Annotated in this window: 18 protein-coding genes; 5 read left to right on the top strand and 13 right to left on the bottom strand. The window is 60.0% G+C overall.

Translation table 11 applies throughout. The features are described 5' to 3' along the window. Positions 1 to 1246 precede the first annotated feature (1246 nt). The gene (locus tag TRIHO_RS22095; protein ID WP_068248876.1) at positions 1247 to 4276 is read left to right on the top strand and encodes a calcium-binding protein; all 3030 of its coding nucleotides are present in this window, start codon (positions 1247 to 1249) and stop codon (positions 4274 to 4276) included. Positions 4277 to 4510: 234 nt separating this feature from the next. Here the strand turns inward: TRIHO_RS22095 and TRIHO_RS22090 are convergent, their stop codons facing one another. Together TRIHO_RS22090 and TRIHO_RS22085 are read right to left on the bottom strand one after the other, a co-directional pair. Then, the gene (locus TRIHO_RS22090; protein WP_068248875.1) at positions 4511 to 4741 is read right to left on the bottom strand and encodes a helix-turn-helix domain-containing protein; all 231 of its coding nucleotides are present in this window, start codon (positions 4739 to 4741) and stop codon (positions 4511 to 4513) included. Then, positions 4731 to 5255, bottom strand: a complete 525-nt coding sequence (locus tag TRIHO_RS22085) for a hypothetical protein (RefSeq protein WP_068248874.1) — start codon at positions 5253 to 5255, stop codon at positions 4731 to 4733. The genes TRIHO_RS22090 and TRIHO_RS22085 overlap by 11 nt, the downstream gene beginning before the upstream one ends. 171 nt (positions 5256 to 5426) lie before the next feature. Between TRIHO_RS22085 and TRIHO_RS22080 the strand changes: the two genes are divergently transcribed. Next, positions 5427 to 5771, top strand: coding sequence for a hypothetical protein (locus TRIHO_RS22080; protein WP_068248873.1), 345 nt, complete (start codon positions 5427 to 5429; stop codon positions 5769 to 5771). A gap of 157 nt (positions 5772 to 5928) precedes the next feature. Here TRIHO_RS22080 and TRIHO_RS22075 read toward each other — a convergent pair whose 3' ends face one another. The 11 genes from TRIHO_RS22075 to TRIHO_RS22025 form a co-directional block, all read right to left on the bottom strand. After that, a complete protein-coding gene (locus TRIHO_RS22075) occupies positions 5929 to 7107 on the bottom strand; it encodes a sensor histidine kinase (RefSeq protein WP_068248870.1) in 1179 nt (392 codons plus the stop codon). A 20-nt stretch (positions 7108 to 7127) separates the two neighbouring features. Then, positions 7128 to 8651, bottom strand: a complete 1524-nt coding sequence (gene kaiC, locus TRIHO_RS22070) for a circadian clock protein KaiC (RefSeq protein WP_068248868.1) — start codon at positions 8649 to 8651, stop codon at positions 7128 to 7130. Further along, entirely contained in the window at positions 8648 to 8947 is a 300-nt protein-coding gene (locus TRIHO_RS22065) for a circadian clock KaiB family protein (protein WP_068248866.1), read from the bottom strand. Before TRIHO_RS22065 ends, kaiC begins: the two co-directional genes overlap by 4 nt. Further along, entirely contained in the window at positions 8944 to 9840 is an 897-nt protein-coding gene (locus TRIHO_RS22060; RefSeq protein ID WP_068248862.1) for a response regulator, read from the bottom strand. The genes TRIHO_RS22065 and TRIHO_RS22060 overlap by 4 nt, the downstream gene beginning before the upstream one ends. Positions 9841 to 9988: 148 nt before the next feature. Continuing rightward, positions 9989 to 11221, bottom strand: coding sequence for a sensor histidine kinase (locus tag TRIHO_RS22055; protein WP_131811242.1), 1233 nt, complete (start codon positions 11219 to 11221; stop codon positions 9989 to 9991). Continuing rightward, on the bottom strand, positions 11205 to 11714 hold the full coding sequence (locus TRIHO_RS22050; protein ID WP_068248859.1) for a methanogen output domain 1-containing protein: 510 nt from the start codon (positions 11712 to 11714) through the stop codon (positions 11205 to 11207). The genes TRIHO_RS22055 and TRIHO_RS22050 overlap by 17 nt, the downstream gene beginning before the upstream one ends. Before the next feature lie 164 nt (positions 11715 to 11878). Next, the gene (gene uxaC / locus TRIHO_RS22045; protein ID WP_068248858.1) at positions 11879 to 13285 is read right to left on the bottom strand and encodes a glucuronate isomerase; all 1407 of its coding nucleotides are present in this window, start codon (positions 13283 to 13285) and stop codon (positions 11879 to 11881) included. 9 nt (positions 13286 to 13294) lie between these two features. Further along, positions 13295 to 14575: a TRAP transporter large permease gene (locus TRIHO_RS22040; protein ID WP_068248856.1), complete on the bottom strand. Its 1281-nt coding sequence runs from the start codon at positions 14573 to 14575 to the stop codon at positions 13295 to 13297. Positions 14576 to 14577: 2 nt separating this feature from the next. Further along, entirely contained in the window at positions 14578 to 15099 is a 522-nt protein-coding gene (locus TRIHO_RS22035) for a TRAP transporter small permease (RefSeq protein WP_068248854.1), read from the bottom strand. Positions 15100 to 15162: 63 nt separating this feature from the next. Continuing rightward, entirely contained in the window at positions 15163 to 16161 is a 999-nt protein-coding gene (locus TRIHO_RS22030) for a C4-dicarboxylate TRAP transporter substrate-binding protein (protein ID WP_068248852.1), read from the bottom strand. 21 nt (positions 16162 to 16182) lie between these two features. Next, complete coding sequence (locus TRIHO_RS22025) at positions 16183 to 16887, bottom strand: GntR family transcriptional regulator (protein WP_068248849.1); 705 nt, start codon at positions 16885 to 16887, stop codon at positions 16183 to 16185. Between the two features lie 122 nt (positions 16888 to 17009). On the opposite strand from TRIHO_RS22025, the gene uxuA reads away from it, so the two are divergent. Genes uxuA through TRIHO_RS22010 form a run of 3 tightly spaced genes read left to right on the top strand, consistent with a single transcriptional unit; the run spans position 17010 to position 20577 of the window. Continuing rightward, positions 17010 to 18227, top strand: coding sequence for a mannonate dehydratase (gene uxuA, locus TRIHO_RS22020; protein ID WP_068248848.1), 1218 nt, complete (start codon positions 17010 to 17012; stop codon positions 18225 to 18227). Then, a complete protein-coding gene (locus TRIHO_RS22015) occupies positions 18224 to 19678 on the top strand; it encodes a mannitol dehydrogenase family protein (RefSeq protein WP_068248847.1) in 1455 nt (484 codons plus the stop codon). The genes uxuA and TRIHO_RS22015 overlap by 4 nt, the downstream gene beginning before the upstream one ends. Next, the gene (locus tag TRIHO_RS22010; protein ID WP_068248845.1) at positions 19675 to 20577 is read left to right on the top strand and encodes a sugar kinase; all 903 of its coding nucleotides are present in this window, start codon (positions 19675 to 19677) and stop codon (positions 20575 to 20577) included. The genes TRIHO_RS22015 and TRIHO_RS22010 overlap by 4 nt, the downstream gene beginning before the upstream one ends. Position 20578: the final 1 nt, after the last annotated feature.

Genomic DNA, 20578 nt, shown 5'->3' with positions numbered 1-20578 from the left:
TCGGTATGTTGAGTACTCAGAGGCTATGTCCGAAACAGGCGGATAGAGCGTAAATTGGCGCTCAGCATCGAAAACATGTCGTATCCTTCGCGGTGGCGCGATGCCCATTGGCATGGGGTCGGACAGATTTCTCAAGTTTCAGGGATTTTCGTGGCGTCTAGACACGATCCGAAACGCCAAAACAGCCGAATTGCGGAGCGAGTCATTCCCTCCGCCATTAAGTCATATCGTTGCGCCACTCGAAGCCGAGGGATCTTGGCGGAGCGTTTTTCGGCTTCCTACGCTCTTTTCCACTTTCACGTTCTGTCACTTTTTGTTTTCGCAGGTCTTACGCCCCTTTTGCGAGACTTTCTGGGCTGGCACTCTTGGAGCGGTTCTGAACCATAGAGAGGATCTTGTGGCCTGTGAAGGCCGTGATCTGGTGATCTATGCTGCCAAATACCGAAGGCAGACCTCGACAGGCTATGCCTGTCACGTGCTTCTGAAGCGTGTTCAAAGCGCGGCATTCATGGCAAGTGTGGTGGGTGGATCACTGAACCAGGTTGCGAGTGGTGATCGAAAGCACGTTTGGCATGATCGCCGTCCAGCTTCGGCGGCAAAGATGACGGATGCTGCCATGATGCTCTTCCCGAAGGATGGGGGCAAGGCCCTGCGTGACCAGATCGCCCCTGACTGGGAGTTGTGGATTTCTACGGCAAGCACAAGCTTGCCTGCTACGACACCTTTGCGCCGATGGGGCCTGGCTGGTGATTGCCGACGCAATTGCCGAGCAACTCCATTCGGGTCCGCGGATGGAGATCGACGGGGTGGTCGTTCAGCGGCCGAGAAACGCGCGAAACGCTGCTCCGCGGCTGCAAATACAAAGCGTGTTTGACGATCAATTCACCGTGGTCCGAGCCGTCTGGAGCGATGCTTTTGGATCCAATTACCAGCGGTGGCGGAAATTCGCCGAAGAAACGGCATGGAATGAACGGTCCGTTGGGGATGCGAGGTATCATGATCACTCGGATGAGAGCGCACAAAACAGCGGCGCGCGGCACAGTCGGAATGCCGGGAAGAACTTGCATATAAACGACTATTGTCTGCGCTGGATCGGTTGGCCCGACTGCTGTCCGTTCGCGAGGGGGAGTACTTAGGCAACATGTTCAGCATTTAACCTGATCGCCAGTTGCCAGTGGGGGTGTTGATCGAATCGGAGCGTTGCCTGCACTCTTGGGCTTTACCAGTGTTTTTAAGGATTTTTAAAATGGCAACCCCAACAGAATGGCTCAATGAATTTCAGGTTAACACCGGCACAGCTGCGACTGGCAGTCAGTCGGATCCCAAGATCCTCGGGCTGAACAACGGATATTTTATCGTTGCCTGGGTCGAAGCGACCAACGGCGACATTGCAGGCGCGAGCCCAGCCGGGACTGACATCATCGCCAAGATCTATGACGCCGAAGGCAACGTGGTCCGCGACAGCTTCCGTTTGAACCAGTTTGCCAATGCGGACGACGAGCGTGATTTCGAACTGGCGGCGACCCACGATGGTTTCGCATTGACGGCCATCGATGATGATATTGGAAATACGAACCAGACCGGTGTTGTCTACGAACGGTTTGATTTCGATGGTGACCGACAGTTCGGGACAGGGACCGCCTTCACCATTGAAACGGAAAACGTTGCCGCGGATTTCCTGAGAAATCCGCAAATTGCGGCCAACCTGATCGCCAGCAACGACGATATCTTTATCGCCTATGACGACGACGTCGGGGCCGATGTCGATATCAACGCGAAGGTCATTGACCAGGCGGGGGTACTGGGAACTGAATTCGGGGCAGCGCAGAACAGCGCTGACTTTGATCGGCTCGGCGATGTGGCCGTATTGAGCAATGGCGACTTCGTGACTGTGTACGAGGAAGATGACTCCGGGACCACCAGCCTTGAATTCACCATCCGCACGGCGTCCGGTACCACCGTCGGCGCTAGCGCCTTCGCCCTTGTTGGCGGACCCGCATCTGATCCGCGCGTGACAAGCCTCGAAGGGGGCGGTTTTGTTGCGACCTGGGTCGAGAACAACGATATCTACATGCGGGCCTTTTCCAACACCGGTGTTCAAACCTTTGCTACGACGCTCGTCGCCGGTGGCACCAACTTTCAAAACGAACCGGTCATCCAGGCCTTGCCCGATGGCGATTTTGTCATCGCCTGGGATGACGACACCAACCAATCCCTGCGGGCCCAGCGGTTCAACGCGGATGGTACAACCGATGGCGCTGAGTTCGTGGTGGAGAATGTCGGCACCACCAACATTGATATGAGCGTCACCGGTGACGGACGTATCCTCTTTGCCTGGACCGATCAGACCTCGGGCGAAATCTTTGCTTCTGTCTGGGATCCGCGGGGGTCGACCATCGACCCGGATGATTATGACAACGAAGTGGCGAACGTTCTGAATTCCGATGTCATCACCACCGGAATTGGCGGATCGACCGTTCTGGCAGGCACTGGCACCAAGACCGTGTATGGTCAGGCTGGTGATGATGTCATCCATGCCTCTACCGGAGGGGGTGAATATTTCGGCGGCGGTGGAAATGACGTGATTTTCGCAAGCAACACATCGTTTGAAACGCTTGATGGCGGTGCCGGAAACGACACGTTGAACACGACCCTGTACAATGGTCTTTACGAGGTCAATCTGGTGACCGGAGTGACTAACTTCGGTGAATCCTTTATCAACTTCGAAAACATCGTCACTGGCAATGGCAACACCACCGTCGTCGGGACCAGCACGGCCAACAGCATCACCACCGGATCGGGCGATGACTCGATCGATTCTGGTCTGGGGGATGACATCGTCATTGCTGGCGCCGGCAATGATACCGTGACCAATACCAACGCTGGCGGCTTCGATACGATCTTTGGCGGGACCGGCAATGATAATCTGACCTCCTCCGGGGAATCGACGATTTTTGGTGAGGAAGGCGACGACACGATCTTTGCCGGTCTGGGGACTGCCGAACTGCTCGACGGTGGTGCCGATATCGACACCTTGGATACGACGCTTTTCAACGGCGACTATGTGGTTAACCTGATATCCGGGAACACCAATTTCGCCGGAGAATCCTTCATCAATTTTGAGAATATCACATCAGGTGATGGTAGTGATGATCTGCGCGGCACCAGTGGTGCGAACATCATGGTCGGCAACGGCGGCAATGACCGGATCCTCGGGTTTTCCGGGGACGATATGCTGAGTGGTGGCATTGGCAACGACACGCTGACCGGTGGTGAAGGAAACGACACCCTGAACGGTGGTGAGGGCAGCGACACGATCTTTGCCAGTCAAGGCGATGACTCCGCCAATGGCGGCGTCGGCAGTGACCTGCTTGAAGGTGGGGCCGGAAATGACAGCCTGGACGGTGGGGATGGCGATGACACGCTGCGCGGCAACGATGGCATCGATGTGATCAATGGCGGGGCCGGCAATGATACGGTATTTGCAGGTAACGACAATGACAGTGTCCGTGGTGGCATCGGTAATGACAGCCTGAGCGGTAGCGGCGGGAACGACTTCATTGATGGTGAAGACGGCGCCGACACGGTTGTTGGCGAAAACGGCAATGACATCATGCTGGGCGGGGATGGCAATGACGTCTTGCGCGGTGGCAATGGTAATGACCAAATGTTCGGTGAAAATGACGACGACCTCATGTTGGGGAATGCCGGTGAAGACACGATGTACGGCGGCAACGGCAATGATACCCTGAATGGGGATCAGCAGAATGACCTGCTGTTCGGACAAGCTGGCGACGATGTCCTGCGTGGTGATGACGGGTTTGACCTGTTGGAGGGTGGCTCTGGGAATGACACGCTGGTAGGCGGCAACGGCAGTGATACCCTGCTGGGCGGCGCTGGCGCGGACAATCTGCTCGGTGGCACCGGGGACGACATTTTCGATTTCAACTTCACATCGGACTCCGCAGTTGGTGCCGAAGATGTCATTCAGGATATGTCCGGCATTGGTGTTGGCGGGGGGGACCGGATCGATTTGTCCGGCATTGATGCAGACACCACTGTTGCGGGCAACCAGACCTTTACCTTCCTCGGCAACGTGACCAACGCTGACGGCCTTGCGGCGGGGCCAGGCAGCTTGTGGGTCGTGGACTCGGGAACCCAGACTCGCATTTTTGCAAGTGTGGATAATGATGGCGTCATCGACCTCTCCATCCGGGTGAATGACGGTGCTGGAACTGTGGCGGCAGACTATCTCGCCAGTGACTTCATCCTTTGATCGTCTTTGAGTATCATCTGTGGGTCGGGTTCGCCCGGCCCACAGGCATGGCACAGGAGGCACGCGGATCGGTCGGGCTCCTGCCTTGATCGGTCGCGCTTCCGTTCGGCGCGTCCAGTTGCTTGCTCAAAGTCAGCGTCCGACTGGTTTTATCTGTTGCTTTGTCGGGGCAGCGGGCGCCGTCGAAGACACGCCGTGGCCGCGCGGCCGGGCCCGGGATTACGGCGAGCTGGGTTAGTCGTTTGAGGACGCTTGAAACTCCAGAAGGTCTCCGGGTTGACAGTCCAGCGCCGCGCAGATTGCCGCAAGGGTGCTGAAGCGTACGGCGCGGACGTTTCCAGACTTCAGTAACGAAATATTGGCCTCGGTGATACCAACCCGTTGCGCCAATTCGCGCGATTTCATTTTGCGCAGGGCCAGCATCACATCCAGTCGAACGATTATCTCTCCTGGGTCAGACGACATGATCCAATTCCTCTCGCATTCTTTGCGCATCGTCTGCCAGGCGCGCCACTAGCCAAAGGGCAGCGCCGACGATCGCCAGTACGACCTTTACATCCAGTGGCGCAAGATCGACCTCGATTTCGACACCACTGGCAAAAAGCGCGACCGGCACAACGGTTTCAATCAGGATCAACACAGCCCAGAGCGCCACCAGGGATTTCCCCATCCGGCGTAGCAGGAGGCCGGTGCGCGGGTTGTGCAGATCCTGCTGTTGAGCAAATCCCAACAGCAAATGAATGGCATAGAACAAAACAGCGACGCTGCCAAGATAACCGGCCGCGACAAGCGCCGTCACAGCAAGCCCCCAAAGCGGGACCTGGGTTCCGAGGGGGACCTGATGTTCCATCCCGGCAAAGAGGATCACGCCCTCCGTTTCGCCATTTGCAGCGGCAAGCAGGATCAAAAACAGCAATACCAGATCAACGACAAGATAGACGACGAACACGACCCTTAGACCGAGTGCAAGATACCGCATGCTTTTCTCCTACAGGCTTTGACATTTTGTTCTTAGGCGAAAAATTGCTGTTTATCAATAAAAAATATCTGTTATACGACTCGCGCAGGGCGGTGCAGTGGTCCCGTCCGGGGTTCAGTAACTGGAGAGAAAACGATGCGACAACCTATGTTGTGCGTAGCTGGCGGGCTTATGTTGCTTGCAGGTTGCGAAGGGACGGGGGCTGACTATCGCCCGACGCTGGATGGGCCGGAGAACGCGCATTTCCGCGCCGATCTGACGGAGTGCCAACAAACGGCCCGGTCTCACGGAGCGGGCAATACGCTGGGGGGCGCCCTTGCCGGGGCGGCGCTTTTGGGCGTTATTGGTGCGGCGGTGAAGCCAGATCCGGGCGATGATCGGCTGGCCAATGCTGCGGGTGCTACTCTTCTGGGGGCAGCCAGCGGCGCAGCTGCTGCCTCCTCTGGCACCATGGACGAACAGGAGGATGTGGTCCGCAACTGCCTGATCGGCCGCGGACATCGCGTTATTCTCTGATCAAGGGCAAGACCGGGATTTTCGGCCATTGGCAAGCCGCCGTGCGAGGCTGCCCCTGGCCGAAAGCCCTGCAGCCGCGTCACGACAGGCAAGGTTTGCGAACAGGGCGTTGTTTGCTGAAACCTACCAGACAGGGCAGGGAGGCGGACAGATTCAATTACGCTTGTCGGGGGGCTGCGGGCAAGGTGATGGAAAAGGTGCTGCCTTCGCCCAATTTTGCCTTGGCAGAGATCGACCCGCCATGGCGTTCCACCGTTCTGTTGACGATGGCGAGGCCGAGGCCGGATCCCTCATATTTGCTGTTGTCGACAAGCCGCGTAAACGGTTCAAAAATCCGGCGGCCGTAGGAATCGTCAAATCCAATTCCATTGTCACTGATATGCACGCGGACCTGTTTGCTATTCTTGACCGGCTCCGACCAGATTTTGACAAAAGGCGCTACATCGGGCCGTCGGTATTTGATGGCGTTGCCCAACAGGTTGAGAAACAAGCGATAAAGTTCGCTTTCTTCGCCGGCCACCTTCGGCATGGGCCCGATGTCCACACTGCCGCCGCTTTCTATCAGCGCTGCGCGCAGGTCGGTCGAGACCCAGTTCAGCAGCTTGCCGAGATCGACGGATTTCATGGTGAGCGGTGCAGCGCCCGCGCGGGCATAGGTCAGCGTATTGTCCATCAGGGTGGAAAGCCGGGCCGCGATGTCGACGGCGCGCTGCAGATCGCCGCGCGATTCCTCTGTCAGCGCGTCGCCGCTGTCTTCTTCGACAAAGGCAATCATCTGACGCACGGTCCTCAGCGGGCCTTTTGCGTCATGGGCAAAGCGATAGGCAAAATCCTTGAGCTCGGCATTGACCGATTGCAGCCGTTCAATGGTGGCTTCCTGCTCGTCGATTTCCTGTCTGGCTTGGGACAGCTGCGCCTTTGCCCGGGCCAGTTGTAGTTCTTGGTCATTTGCGGCGGTGGAACCGGCGGCGGAGGGGGAAGGCGGCCCGGTGGGCCGCCCGTTCCTGTTCATCGGGGTCTGTTTCTGGGTCGCGGTATGCCCGGCCAGAAAGTGGATATCCTCGACCGTGGATGGCACGCCCAGCAATTTGCGTGTCTCCCTCGGCCCGCGCAGCAGGAAGGTCGGCGTCGCGGTAATCTTTTCCCGCTCCGCGCGGTCGGGATGATCGGTGACATCCACCACATCCAGCGCATATCGCCCGATGAGATGGGTATCCAGCAGACGTTTCAACCGCGTCAGAGCGGCGTCCAGCTCTATGACGGAATTCGAGTGATAGAATTCAAACTGCCATTCCGGTCGCGGATCTTGCGCGGAGTCGGAGTCTTGAGTTGTCATATAGAACCTACCCTCTTGACTTACTCTCCAGCGCCATTGGCATCGCTGAACATACTTGTTAACCGGTCCTTTTCGCCCACGACGGACACAACAGGGACGCCACTCAGAATCCCGTTCACACCGAGAAACTGACCCAGGATCGTCATACCATCGTTACCGATAGTATATTCGCGAATTTCCTTATCATGTTGTGAACCCCGCATTTTCAGAACCGCAAGCCCCCGGCGCATCTCGCCAAAGAGTTCGACGTAGCGCAGCAGGATGATGCTGTCCGTGATGGTTGAAATATGGGTTTCCGTGATCGACTCGCCGCCGACCAGCATGGAGGTGGTGTTGGTGAACAGCCCCGCCATGCCCTTTGCCTTGATGTGCCCCGTGATGCCGATGACGAACTCACGGAAGGATTTCACAGTGGCGCCGCGTTCCAGCGCCGACATGCTGTCCACCGCAATCCGGTCTGGCTGGAATTCTTCGATGGCTTCCTGCATCACGATCAGATGTTCTTCCAGTCCCATGGTTTCCGGGTACCGGCAGATCACCTTCAACAGGCCTGCGTCTTCGGCGGCCTGGTAGTCCACACCCCAGGACAGCGCATTGCGGAACAGCTGTTCGCGACTTTCTTCATAGGCAAAAACAAGCGCCCTTTGGCCGTTCGTGATTGCGGCCTTGGTGAATTCGGTCGACATCAGTGTCTTGCCGGTCCCGGTGGCGCCGCTGATCAGGATGATCGAGTTCTGCATCATGCCGCCGCCGCACATCTCGTCCAGCTCTGCATTGCCCGACGAAATCCGGATGTCGGTGGAGGGCTGGGTCAGCATGATGGAGGTCAGCGGGACGATGGTCAGCCCGGTGGGGCGGTTGATCGTGAAGGGGAACTCGCCCTTGCGATGTGACGCCCCGCGGATCTTGAGGACCTCGATGGTGCGGCGGCGTTTCTCCTGTTCCAGCTGATTGCGCAGGATGATCACATTGTCGGCGACAAATTCTTCGACGCTGAACCGGGCAATCGGGCCGTATTCGTCGCTACGCTCGATGGTCATCAGGGCAGTGACGCCCAGTATGCGCAGGCCGCCCGCAATCCGGTGCAGCTCCCGCCGGACCACGGTCGGGTCCTTGAACTGTGGAAAGATTGACCCGATGGCATCCAGCACCACACGTTTGGCACCGGTTCGCGTGACAGCATATTCGATACGGGCCAGCAGGGCCGTCAGGTCATAGCTGCCGCTTTCGACGATTTCTTCACCAGGTTCGGGCGACGCATCGACAAAGGCCAGCGTGCCTGCATCCTCCAGCGCATCCAGATCCCAGCCGAGCGAGAAAACGTTCCGCTTCAGCTCGTCGGGGGATTCTTCAAAGGTCACGACGACACCGGGTTCGTTGAATTCCTGGATGCCGGTATAGATGAACTGCAGGGCCAGAACCGTCTTACCGCTGCCTGCGGTGCCGGCCACCAGGGTCGTGCGCCCCCGTGGCAAGCCGCCGTCGGTGATTTCATCAAGACCTGGCACGCCAGTGGTCATCGGGTGCAGTGCCGCACGTTTCATTTATTTTCTCCCTGCGTCAGCCGATCTGCCTCAATCAGATCAAGACCGATCAGCAATTTTTGTCGTTCTGTCAGGCTGCCGATGATTTTCCGCAGCGGTGGTGGCAATTCGCGTATCAGCGTCGGTGTGGCGATGACTTTGTCTTTTTCCGCCATTTCCGGATTTTCGAGCACGTCGATCACTTCGAGCTGGTAACTTTCGCTCAGGTGGTTCTTGCAGATTTCTTCGAGCTGGGCGATGGCCGCCGAAGAGCTGTGCGAGGAGCCCGCGATGTACAGTCTGAGGATATACTTCAATTCTGGTCCCTTTCCGGGTTGGGCTCGATGCGCCGATAACGATAGTAGTCAACAAGTAACCCCATCAGTTCAAGCGCCAGCAGGCGCCCTTCGATCAAGACGGCTTCGGCACGCGACGGAGCCACCTGTCTGGCCCCGATTTCCGTCGCCGCGACGTGAATATCCAGCAGGTCACGCGGCCCGCCGGCATAAGAACCAACAGCATGAGCGATGGCGCGCATTTCTGACAAGGGTTTGTCGGATTTCGCGGTGAGTTGGCGCAGGTAGGGATCCAGCACGCCAAGGTAGCGGTTGACCAATTCGTGAAACAGGTGCGGATTTCGATCGCGCAGGCCGCTGACCCCGGTGACGGCGCGGGTCACCGGGGTGCTGCTGCCGGCCATCGACATGTTGCGCAGCACACCCAGAGATCGCGCCATCACGCTTTCCAGATTGGCTTCTTTGACGACCTTGGCAAATTCCGGATCGCTGGTTGGTGGCAGGGATTTGACGGTCTGCAACGTTTGCTCCAGCTCCTTGCTGAGAGCGGCGCGCTGAAGCGCCATTGCGATCTTGGTCTTGAGCGTTGCAGCCGATAGCTCGTCCTTGTACAAGAAATCGCTTGCACCGAGGCGCACCGCATCGACCGCGACATCGACCGACCCGATCCCCGACATCAGGATCACCGGGCAATCGGCATCGCGCTCTTTCAACGTGCTGAGGATCGCCAGCCCACTCTCGCCGCTGAGCCGATAGTCCAGCAGAACACAATCAACCGGTCCGTCGTCGAGGCTGGCGTAGGCCTCGGAGCTGTTCTGCACCGCCAAAAGCGTATAGTCGCCGTCCGCCTCGTCCAGCAGCGCGGTGATCAGGTCCAGGTCATCCGGAGAGTCGTCAATCGCCAGAATACGCATCAGCCTTCTCCGATATCTGTCTGAACGTGAAGGCGGCCATCAGGCCCAGAGTCCAGCCACGCAAAGGGATGCGGATGCTGCCAGACCGGTCGCTTGGTATAGCGGTCGCCCCTGGCGGCGATCTGTGGCAATCGGACGGGGCGCGGCCTCATGGCGGGTTGGCTTCGCTGGTCGCCTCGGGCGAGGCCAGGGGCAGGGCCACGTAAAAAATAGTACCGCCGTCAGGGGGGCTTTGGAAATCGACCCAGCCACCGCTGGTTTCGGCAATTTTCTTCACAAAGGCCAGACCCGCACCCGTGCCTTCGCCAAAGGCCGCGTCACTGTGCAAGCGGTTGAACATTTTAAAAACGCTTTCCCGGTTCCGATCTTCAATCCCCGTTCCGTTGTCTTCGACAAAAAATACATCATTTACCGGGGTGCCGCGCAGCATGGCTGTTTTGGCAAATCCGACCCGCACGATTTTACGAAGCGACCTGTTGTATTTCAAGCCATTGACGATGAGGTTCTGAAACACGGTCTTGGTTTGTGGCACGGCGAGGGCAACGGTTGGCAACTCGGTCGCGACCTCCAGAGTTGCAGATCGGTCTGTCAGCATTTCGGTCAGGGACTGGCGGATGTCGCGCAGCACGGGACCGGGATCGGTCACGGCGGCGACGTTGGTTTGGGTGGTCAATTTGGCATATTGCAGCAGGTCGACGTTCAATCGGTCCATACGGTCACACAGGACGAGGATCCGGTTGAGCCTCTTTTCGACCGCCGGGCTCAGGTGTTCTTTGAGCAGTAATTTGGCGTTGATGGCCACGCCGCGGATCGGCTCGCGCAGGTCATGCGACGTGATATGCGCAAAATCGTCCAGCTCTCGGTTGCTGCGCTGCAGGGCGGCGTTCAGGTCGGCCAGCTGACGATTGGCCTCTGCCAGGGCGTCCTGCTGCTGGCGAAGTTTCAGGTTGTGGCGTCGCACCTCGGCGCCTTCTGCGTTGGCGGCTTTCAGTTCGGCGTTCATATGCGCAAAGGCGCGCTTGCCGCGTTGCGAGAGGTCTTGCAGCAACACGAAATGCTTCGGTCGCCCGTCTTGTTGTCGCAGCGCTGCAACCTCGAACCGAAGCGCCTCGGCAGTGTCGTCACCGCGCTTGCGCAGCACGATGATGCCGCCAGAGGCGCAGGCGATGATTTCGGTGCGCAGCTCCTTGCGGTTGCCGACGAACAGATCATCCAGATTGGGGGGCGGGGCCTCGCCGGGCCAGTGCCACTCGTGTTTTGCCAGGCTGTTGCGATAGACGATCTGCGCCTCACGGTCCACGACGAGGGCGGCCCGGGGGAGCACATCAAAAGCCGTTTCAACAACGGAGGACGGTGTCATCGGCTCAACTGAAATATTCACGACCCGCGTCGCCCTCGGTCAGGTGAACGATGACACGGCAGCGCGATCCGCCTTCGGCAATTGTTTCGGCAAGCTCGACCCGAGCGTATTCAAGGTTGTTGGCGGCGATGCGCCCAAAGACATTCGACGTCATCATGCAAAGCGACTTGCGCCCCGCGACGAATTTTCCAAACGGGCAATGGGTGTTGGTCAGGACGATCCGGTCTTCTTCAAGGCTCTCGACACTGAAACCGCCCTTGATGCGGCGTTTGAGATCGACCATCGCATCGGCCACGGCGTCCTTGTCGAGCCGGTCGACGTTTGCGATCTGGCGATATTCGGTATCCATCATCAGGCCGACCCTGTTGCCGACCTTGGCAATGAAACCTTCGGCTTCTTCCAGACCCACCATATCTTCGAGGACACCAGACAATTCCCGCAGCAATTCACGCAGGAACTGGTCGCGGTCTCTCGTGATGGGGGCATCCTGAAAGCGATCCGGAATAACGGTCATTTGAGAGGCCTCCGGTCCTGCTGACGCTACAGGAATGGTACAAGTTACATTGGCCACACCCACCGCAGCCTGCGCAAACGGTAGTGACGTCACGTCAGCATGTCCAGTGTTTTACTCGGAAAACGAGAGCTGCCGGTGGGGCAGGCCGACCGGCAGCTCCGGTTTCAGTCGAACTTGTAGGCCTGTTTTGCGGCGCCATAGACCAGCCAAACCGCGATTTCGCGCGCTTCGGTCAGGTTCAGCAGCCTTCGGGCAACCATATCCGACAGAAATGTGGCAACCGAACGACGCCAGACATCATGCCGGGCCGGGATCGACAGCAGCGCCCGGGTGTCGTCGTTGAACCCGGCCAGGTTGTAGAACCCGGCGGTTTCGACCAACGCGTCCAGGTAGCGCGCGATGCCGCGCGGACTGTCGTGGAACCACCAGGGTGGCCCGACCTTCAGGGCCGGCCAATAGCCCGCCATCGGGGCCAGTTCGCGGGCATAGGTGCTTTCATCGAGACAAAAAACGATCAGGCTGAAGTCAGGGTGATTGCCAAACCGCTGCAGCATCGGGGCAAGTCCCGCCCGCGGCGAAACTGCCCGCGGGATGTCAGCGCCAAGGTTGGGACCGCGTTCGGCGAACAATTGCGGATCGGTGTTGCGGTCGATGCCCGCATGGATCTGCATCACCATCCCGTCCTCGACCGACAAGGCGGCCATTTCCGTCAGCATTTGCGCCCGGAATGTTGCCGCGTCGGCGGCTGCCGCCGTGCCAGACAGGACGCGGTTCAGCAACGCCTGTTTTTCGCGCGGGGCGAGGTCGGCTGTCACCAGGTCGGGCACGCCATGATCCGTCGCGGTTGCGCCAAAACTGCGAAACGCAGCCCGGCGGATGCGATGGGCCTCGATCATGCCCTCCCAGCTTTGGGTGTCACAGTTGGTAAGGTCGCCGAGGCGTTTGAGGTTCGCCAGGAACCCGGGCATATCGGGGTCGGTCACATCGTCCGGTCGGTAGGTGGTGCGAATACGTCCCACCAGCCCCTTGTCCGCCAGTTTGCCCTGTGCCGCCAGCGGGTCCAGCGCGAATTCTGTGGTTGCGATCACCTCTACCTTTGCCTTGTCGAGGATGGCGCAGGGGCGCATGTCGTCCTGCTGCAGCCGCTCGGTGATCTGGTCATAGATCCGGTCCGCGTTGGCGGCGCTTAGACGTTCGTCGATGCCGAACCCCCAGTTCATCGCGTGGTCGATCCAGAGCTGCGAGGGGGTGCCGGCAAAGAGATGATACTGCCCGGCAAAGGTCCGCCAGGCATGGCGTCCATCGGCGACCGCGCCGCCATCCCGCCGGGGCACCCCCAGGGCGTCGTAGGACAATCCATGCGAACGCAGCATCCGCAGGACGTAGTGGTCCGGTGTCAGAAACAGCGATGCCGCATCCTCGAAACAGGCGTCCTCGGCGAACCAATGCGGATCGGTGTGCCCATGGGGCGAGATGATGGCAAGATCGCTGACTGCATCGTAGATTTCCCGGGCGATGGCGCGGGTCGTCGGGTCTGCAGGCAGCAGGCGGTCTGGGTCGAGGAGGGGCATTGGCGTCATTTATCCGAAGGCAAGGTTTGGCAGGAAGAGTACGAGGCCCGGAAACAGGGTCAAGACAATCACGAGGGCAAGAATGGCGGCAAAGAAGGGAATGCTTTCGCGCACGTAGTCCTCGATCGGCGTTTCCAGTAGGCTGCAAACGGTATACATGGCCACCCCGACCGGCGGTGTCATCGACCCCAGCGTCACAATTGTCATCATCAAGATGCCGAAATGCACCGGATCGACGCCCGCTTTTTCGATGATCGGCACAAAGATCGGGGTCAAAAGCAGGACCAGAATGGTGCTTTCAAAGAACAACCCGGCAATGAACAGGCTCAACAGGATCACCGCAACGATCACGACCGGATCGGACAGGTTGCTCAGCATCATCGTTGCGATGCTCTGCGGCACCTGCAAAAAGATGATTGCAAAGCCGATCATGCCGGACATCAGGATGATCAGCATGATCAGACCGATATCGCTGAGCGCCCGTTCAAAGGCCAGTTTGATCCGCTGCCAGGTCATTACCCGATGCGCCAGGGTGCCCACCAGCAGCGCGTAGACCACCGCGAAGGCGCCGACCTCTGACGGAACAAATATGCCGCCGCGAATGGACAGGACCAGGAGCACGGGAAACAAGATCGCCCATTTGGCATCCCATGCCGCATGGCCGAGTTCGCCGGGGGTCGGAACTGTGGCACCGGCGACCTTGTAGCCGCGCCTGCGGGCCACGAACCAGGCGGCGGCCATCAGGAACAGCATCATCAGGACGCCCGGCACGATCCCCGCCAGGAACAGGCGTCCAATGGAAACCTGACCGACAAACCCATAGAGGATCAGCCCGATTGAGGGGGGGATGGTCGCGGTGATGAGGGACGACAGGGCGATCACAGCGGCGGTGTAGCCTTTTGAGTAACCCTGGCCCAGCATCTGTGGGCCGACCACGCGGGACTGCATGGCAGCATCAGCCACGGCAGATCCGGATACACCGCCCATCAGGGTGGACAGAATGATGGAGACCTGCGCCAGCCCGCCAGCCATCCAGGCCACCGCCACCCGCGAGAACCGGAACAAGCGATCCGTGATGTCGCTTTCATTCATCAAATGGCCGGCGAGCACGAAAAAGGGCACCGCAAGCAGGGGAAAGCTCTGGCTGACGGTGGCGATCTTCTGCACGCCGATTGACAGCGGCATGATGTCGGAGGTCCAGAAGAAGGTGAAACCGGAGATGCCGATGGCAAAGGCGACCGGCGCGCCCAGGACCAACAGAACCAGGAAAACGAGTGCAATAAGGCCCATGATCAGTTCATTCCTGCGGGGGGCAGGGCGTCGGTGCCCTCGCTGTCGGTTGTGCGCGTGTAAACGAGCCGGTCTGAGGATCGCCAGGCCTCGACCAGGTTGAAAGACAGCGTCAGGCTGAGCAGGACCGCACCGACGGGAACCGCGATGGTGACCCAGGCATAAGACAGGCCACTGTCACCAAACACCCGTTCCCAGTTCAGCATCGTCAGGTCATAGCCGACCACAGCCAGGGTCAGTAAAAACGCGATGAAGAGTAGTGTCAGAAGGGTTTCGACCCTCAACCGGGCGCGATATGGAAACAGCCTGACAAGGTAGTCCACACCGAGATGGGACTTCTGGCGCATCGCGCGGGTGGCCCCGATGAAGCAGAGCCAGATGAACAGCAGCTGCGCCATATCCACCGACCAGATGATGGGACTGCCCAGAAAACGCATGACGGCGGCGACAAAGACCAGACCGGAAATCACGGCCAGCAACGCAAAACCTACCGCAAATTCGACCTTACTATAGAGGGTGTGCACAGTTCCGTCCCTTTATGTATTCTTGCCCGCGCGCAAGGTCTGCGCGCGGGCAAAGACTTGGGTTTATTTGGCGGCCATTGCGCGCAGAACATCGCGCAATTCGCCATAGCCCAGCTCGTCATAGACGGCTGCGGTGGCCTCCTTGAACGGGGCCGTGTCGATCTCGGAAACGGTCACGCCTCCGGCGATCAGCTGTTCTTCGATGCCGGCTAGGGCGTCTTGGGTCCCGTAGGAGGCAATGTCACCGGCCTTCAGCGTCTCTTCGCGCAGGATTGACTGAAGATCGGCCGGCAGGGCGTTGAACCATGGGCCAGAGGTCACGACGCCGGTGATCAAGTTGATATGCCCGGTCTTGGTGACATGGGTAATGACCTCGTTCAGCTTGGCACCGGTGATGGCCGGCATTTGCGCTTCGGCCGCGTCGATGACGTTGGACGACAAGGCAGAGTAGACTTCGGCCCAGGGCAGCGGCGTCGCTGTTGCGCCCATCGCGTTGATGGTGCCCATCCAGACCGGTGCACCCGGTGTCCGCATACGCACCCCTTTCAGGTCCGCCGGCCCGGTGATCTCCTTGTTGGTCAACAGATGCCGCTCGCCCTGCCACCAGTTGAAGCTGAGCACCTGCAGGCCGGATCCTTCGTTCAGGTCCTTGGCCCAGCCTTCGAACATGTCAGACGTCACAACCTTGCGAATGCCATCATAGCCAGAGGCCAGAAAGGGCGCGCCCAGGACGCCGAATTCGTTCTGGAACACGGCCAGACGACCGCCATCGACGACCACGGCAACCGGGGCGCCTGCACGGGCTTGTTCCAGCACGTCCTCGTCCGGGCCGAGCTGCGAGTTTGGAAACAGCTTGACCTCAAGGCGGCCGTCAGAGGCCTCGGAGATATTGGCCTGCAGTGCCTCCAGCCCTTTATAGAGTGGGTCGGTCGTGGACAGGGCGGTGTTCACCGACAGCGTGTAATCCGCTGCAACAGCCGGGCTGACCAGTGCCAAAGCGGTCGCAATCGTCGCGATGCCCTGGCCCAATACGGACCGGCGGGTTTTGAAAAGTTTCAGCATTGTCTCCTCCTACTGCTGAGTTTACGTTGCGGCGGTTTCGCCGCCTTCGAAGTAAGTCGGCCAGTCGCTGGCCACTTCCGGAAGGTCTTTCAGGATCGCCTGAAGATGGGTGCGGATCGCCGCCTCGGCGGCGGCCACATTGCCGCGTTCGATGGTGTCGACGATCTGTTCGTGTTGATCCGTCAGGGTCAGCATGGGAAACTTTTGCGTCGCCAGATGGCGGACCCGATCCATCTGCGCCTTGTTGGTCTCAACAACGGACCAGGCGTGGCTTTTGTCCGCAGCAAGGGCGAGCGTGTTGTGAAATGCCTCGTCCAATTCGATGAAACGGACCGAGTCCGTCTTGGCGGCCCGGCGCTGTTCCTTGATCTGCAATCGCAGGTCCGTCACCAGCGCGCTGTCCGGGGCCGCGGCAAGCAATTTGACGATATCCGCCTCGATGGCCTCTCGCACGAACCGGGCGTTCATCACCGCATCGACCGAGATCTTGCGCACGAATGTGCCGCGCTGGGGACGGATTTCGACCAGACCTTCGTCGGCCAGCTTGATAAAGGCCTCGCGGGCGGGCTGGCGGCTGACACCATAGGACATCGCGACTTCGGATTCCGAAATCCGGGCCCCCGGTTGCAATTCACATCGAATGATCCGCTGCCGCAGCAGCCGATAAAGCTGGGGCGCGGCGGCGCTGCTCAAATCGATCAGTTGTTGGCCTTGTCCTGACTGCATCTGCGTGTTCTCCCTTGTTGGGTTGTATCGCCATACTTCCATACTAGTCAATCAGTTTCCTGCGTGGTATCGCTATCGCAGACACAGGCGGCCGGTTGTCGCCGGAATAAAGGTTGAGACATATGCGAGAAACTTGGCGGTGGTTCGGGCCACATGACACCGTGCGGATTGAAACCATGTTGCAGGCGGGCGTGGAGGGCGTCGTCAGCGCCCTGCACCATGTGCCGGTGGGCCACATCTGGACCCCGGCCGTGATCGCCCAGCGACAGGCCGAAATCGCAACCCGGTCGAACGGGACCCCCTCCGGCCTGGCCTGGGAAGTGGTCGAAAGCCTGCCGGTGTCCGAGGACATCAAAAAACAATCCGGCGAGTGGCGGGCGCATATCGAGGCCTACAAAACCAGCCTGGAGCACATAGCCCAGGCGGGGATAAACGTCGTCTGTTACAACTTTATGCCGGTGCTGGACTGGGCGCGGACCGACCTGCGGTGGGAGCGCCCGGACGGGGCGCGCTGCATGCGTTTCGACTTGCTCGATTTTGTTGCCTTTGATGTCTTCATCCTGAAACGGACCGGGGCCGATGTCGCGTTCCCCGCGGATATCGTTGCCAAGGCGGCCGCGCGGTTTGCCACATTCGATGGCGCGCGCTGCCACGCGCTGGCGGACAATATCGTTTGCGGTCTGCCCGGCGCCAGCGGCAGCTATACGATGGATGACATCCGGCAGCATCTGGCGGAATATGATGGTATTTCCGCGGATCAGCTGCGCCGCAACTTCATTGATTTCCTGTCAGAGGTCGTCCCGGTGGCAGAGCGATTGGGGTTGCGGTTGTGTTGCCATCCCGACGATCCGCCCTTTGATCTCCTTGGATTGCCGCGGATCATGTCCACCGAAGCCGACTATCGGCATATCACCGAAGCGGTCGACAGCCCGGCCAATGGCATCACCCTGTGCACGGGGTCTCTGGGCGCGCGCCCTGACAACGATCTTGCCAGAATGATGCAGCATCTGGGCGACAAGGTGCATTTCCTGCATCTGCGCAATGTCACCCGTGAGACCACAGATCTGCGCGGGTCGTTTTTTGAATCCCGCCACCTGGATGGGGATGTCGATCTTGTCGCCGTCATTGCGGCGGTGTTGGCAGAAGAAAACCGGCGCAAGGCGGCAGGGCGTGGCGATTGGCAGATCCCGATGCGGCCCGACCACGGGCAAGATATCCTGGATGATCTGGATCGCAACGGCCAGCCGGGATATCCGGCAATCGGGCGGCTCAAGGGGCTTGCGGAGCTGCGGGGCGTCGCCACCGCCCTGGCGCACCCGCAGCACGGGGTGCGGTCATGACCCTTGCGCCCAGACTGTCCAGCCACAGCCAGATGAACGCCGATGTGCAAGTGCCGGCCTATGATCCGGTCCGGCATGGCGTCGGGATCGTTCATCTCGGACTGGGGGCGTTTCACCGGGCGCATCAGGCCGTCTATACCGACGCCGCCCTGGCTGCCGCTGGGGGCGACTGGCGGATCGTCGGGGTCAGCCTGCGCAGCGCGACGGCCGCCGAGCAGCTGAACCCGCAACAGGGACGCTATACGGTGATGGTGCGCAGCACGGCGGGCACCACCGCCCGCGTGATTGCAGCCATCGACCGCGTCCTGACCGCACCGCAGAGCCCGGCAGAGGTTCTGAAGGTGATGACGGCCGTCGGCACGCGCATCGTATCGTTGACCGTGACGGAAAAAGCCTATGGGATTGACCGGGCGACGCAGGGGGTTGACCTGTCGCACCCGGCGGTTCGGGCTGATCTTGCCGCCCCCGAGGCGCCAACAGGGGTTCTCGGGCTGCTGGTCGAGGCCCTGCGCCGCCGCCGCGCCGCCGGTCTTGCGCCCTTTACCGTGCTGTGCTGCGATAACCTGCCGGAAAACGGCGTGCTCCTGCACAACGGGGTTGTCGATTTCGCCCGCCAGTTTGATCCTGATCTTGCCGACTGGATTGGGCAAACTGTCAGTTTTCCCTCCACCATGGTCGATCGCATCACGCCCGCCGCAACCGCGCGAACCTATGCGGATGTCACTGCCCTGACGGGCCATCAGGACCTTGGCGCGGTTGAAACCGAACCCTTCAGCCAATGGGTGATCGAGGACCGGTTCCCGACGGGGCGCCCCGCCTGGGAGCGGGCGGGGGCGATCTTCGTGGCGGATGTGCAACCCTACGAGCTGATGAAACTCAGAATGCTCAACGGGGCGCATTCGATGTTGGCCTATGTCGGGGGGCTGGCGGGCTGCACCTATGTGCGGGACGTGATGGCGGATCCGGCGCTGGCGGCGCTGGTGGATCGGCACATGCGGGCGGCTCAGGCCACCTTGCCGCATTTGCCTGCCGTGGATCTTGATCACTATCGGGCCGAACTTCTGGCGCGGTTTGCCAATACCGCCATTGCACATCGCACCGACCAGATCGCCATGGATGGCAGCGAAAAACTGCCTCAGCGCATTCTGGCACCTGCATTGGAAACGCTGCAGCTGCAGGGTGATGTCGCGCCCTTTGCTTTTGCGGTGGCGGGGTGGATGGCCTTTTGTGTGCAGGCGGGTCCTGGGCTGGACGATCCCCGCGCGGCAGAAATTCGCGCCGCCCTTGCACCGGCGCAGACCGCAGTGCAGATCAGCGCGGCGCTGCATGATCTGCACGCCGTGTTTCCGGGCAAACTGCGTGACAGCCAGGTCTGGCGCAAGGCAGTTGTTGAAAAACTCGACGTCATGTTGCAACAGGGGGGTGTTGCAGCTGCGAAAGTCGAAAAATGATGAAATACCAACTTGTCGCGATTGGCGAAGCCATGGCGGAACTGCGCCAGGACACCAAAGCCGGGTGGTCTGTCGGGTTCGCCGGCGACACCTTCAACACCGCCGTTTACAGCGCCCGCGCGCTGGCGCCGGGGGCGGTGGCCTATGTCACCCGCGTTGGCGAAGACCCTCTCTCCGAGGGGTTTTGCCAACTGGCCGCCGAACAGGGCATCGTAACCGATGAAATCCGCGCCGACGCCAATCGGAATATCGGCCTCTACTCGGTCAAAACCGATAAGGACGGCGAACGTAGTTTTCACTACTGGCGCTCGGCCTCTGCTGCGCGCAGCATGTTTGCGGAGGCCGCGACCACCGAAATTCCGGCAGCGAAAATCGTCTATTATTCGGCAATCACCCTGGCCATCCTGGCGCCAGACGCCCGCGCGCGGTTGTTCGCCCGGCTGGAAGAGTTGAAATCGGATGCGGGCTGCCTGATCGCCTTTGATTCCAATTACCGCCCGAAACTCTGGGAAGATGTTGCAACCGCCCAGGAGATCACAGCCCAGGCCTGGGCCATGGCGGATATCGCCCTGCCCAGCATCGACGATGAAATGGCGCTGTTCGGGGATGCTGATGAGGCGTCGGTGCTGGCACGTTTTGCCCAAAAAACATGGGTGGCGGGGGCGCTCAAACGGGGTCCGCTCGGCCCGGTGCCGCTCGCCAATCCGCAGCTGGATGTTCCGGCCTTTGAGGCGGCGCAGCGGGTGGTGGATACAACCGCCGCTGGCGACAGCTTTAACGGTGCCTACCTGGCGGCCTTCTTGCAGGAGCGTGAGGAGCTGGACTGTCTGAAGGCCGGTCACGACTGCGCCAAGATGGTCGTTGGACATCCCGGAGCCATCGCCCCGCTTGATGCCTGAC

The organism is Tritonibacter horizontis (assembly GCF_001518015.1).
In the GTDB taxonomy this organism is placed as follows: Bacteria; Pseudomonadota; Alphaproteobacteria; order Rhodobacterales; family Rhodobacteraceae; genus Epibacterium; species Epibacterium horizontis.
This window is presented reverse-complemented; position numbering and strand designations above follow the sequence as displayed.

Coding starts and splice junctions, on each gene's coding strand:
- TRIHO_RS22015 (WP_068248847.1), top strand. CDS start 18,224: ATGACCCTTGCGCCCAGACTGTCCAGCCACAGCCAGATGAACGCCGAT.
- uxaC (WP_068248858.1), bottom strand. CDS start 13,285: ATGCCCCTCCTCGACCCAGACCGCCTGCTGCCTGCAGACCCGACGACC.
- TRIHO_RS22095 (WP_068248876.1), top strand. CDS start 1,247: ATGGCAACCCCAACAGAATGGCTCAATGAATTTCAGGTTAACACCGGC.
- TRIHO_RS22090 (WP_068248875.1), bottom strand. CDS start 4,741: ATGTCGTCTGACCCAGGAGAGATAATCGTTCGACTGGATGTGATGCTG.
- TRIHO_RS22085 (WP_068248874.1), bottom strand. CDS start 5,255: ATGCGGTATCTTGCACTCGGTCTAAGGGTCGTGTTCGTCGTCTATCTT.
- TRIHO_RS22025 (WP_068248849.1), bottom strand. CDS start 16,887: ATGCAGTCAGGACAAGGCCAACAACTGATCGATTTGAGCAGCGCCGCC.
- uxuA (WP_068248848.1), top strand. CDS start 17,010: ATGCGAGAAACTTGGCGGTGGTTCGGGCCACATGACACCGTGCGGATT.
- TRIHO_RS22030 (WP_068248852.1), bottom strand. CDS start 16,161: ATGCTGAAACTTTTCAAAACCCGCCGGTCCGTATTGGGCCAGGGCATC.
- TRIHO_RS22050 (WP_068248859.1), bottom strand. CDS start 11,714: ATGACCGTTATTCCGGATCGCTTTCAGGATGCCCCCATCACGAGAGAC.
- TRIHO_RS22075 (WP_068248870.1), bottom strand. CDS start 7,107: ATGACAACTCAAGACTCCGACTCCGCGCAAGATCCGCGACCGGAATGG.
- TRIHO_RS22080 (WP_068248873.1), top strand. CDS start 5,427: ATGTTGCTTGCAGGTTGCGAAGGGACGGGGGCTGACTATCGCCCGACG.
- kaiC (WP_068248868.1), bottom strand. CDS start 8,651: ATGAAACGTGCGGCACTGCACCCGATGACCACTGGCGTGCCAGGTCTT.
- TRIHO_RS22060 (WP_068248862.1), bottom strand. CDS start 9,840: ATGCGTATTCTGGCGATTGACGACTCTCCGGATGACCTGGACCTGATC.
- TRIHO_RS22010 (WP_068248845.1), top strand. CDS start 19,675: ATGATGAAATACCAACTTGTCGCGATTGGCGAAGCCATGGCGGAACTG.
- TRIHO_RS22040 (WP_068248856.1), bottom strand. CDS start 14,575: ATGGGCCTTATTGCACTCGTTTTCCTGGTTCTGTTGGTCCTGGGCGCG.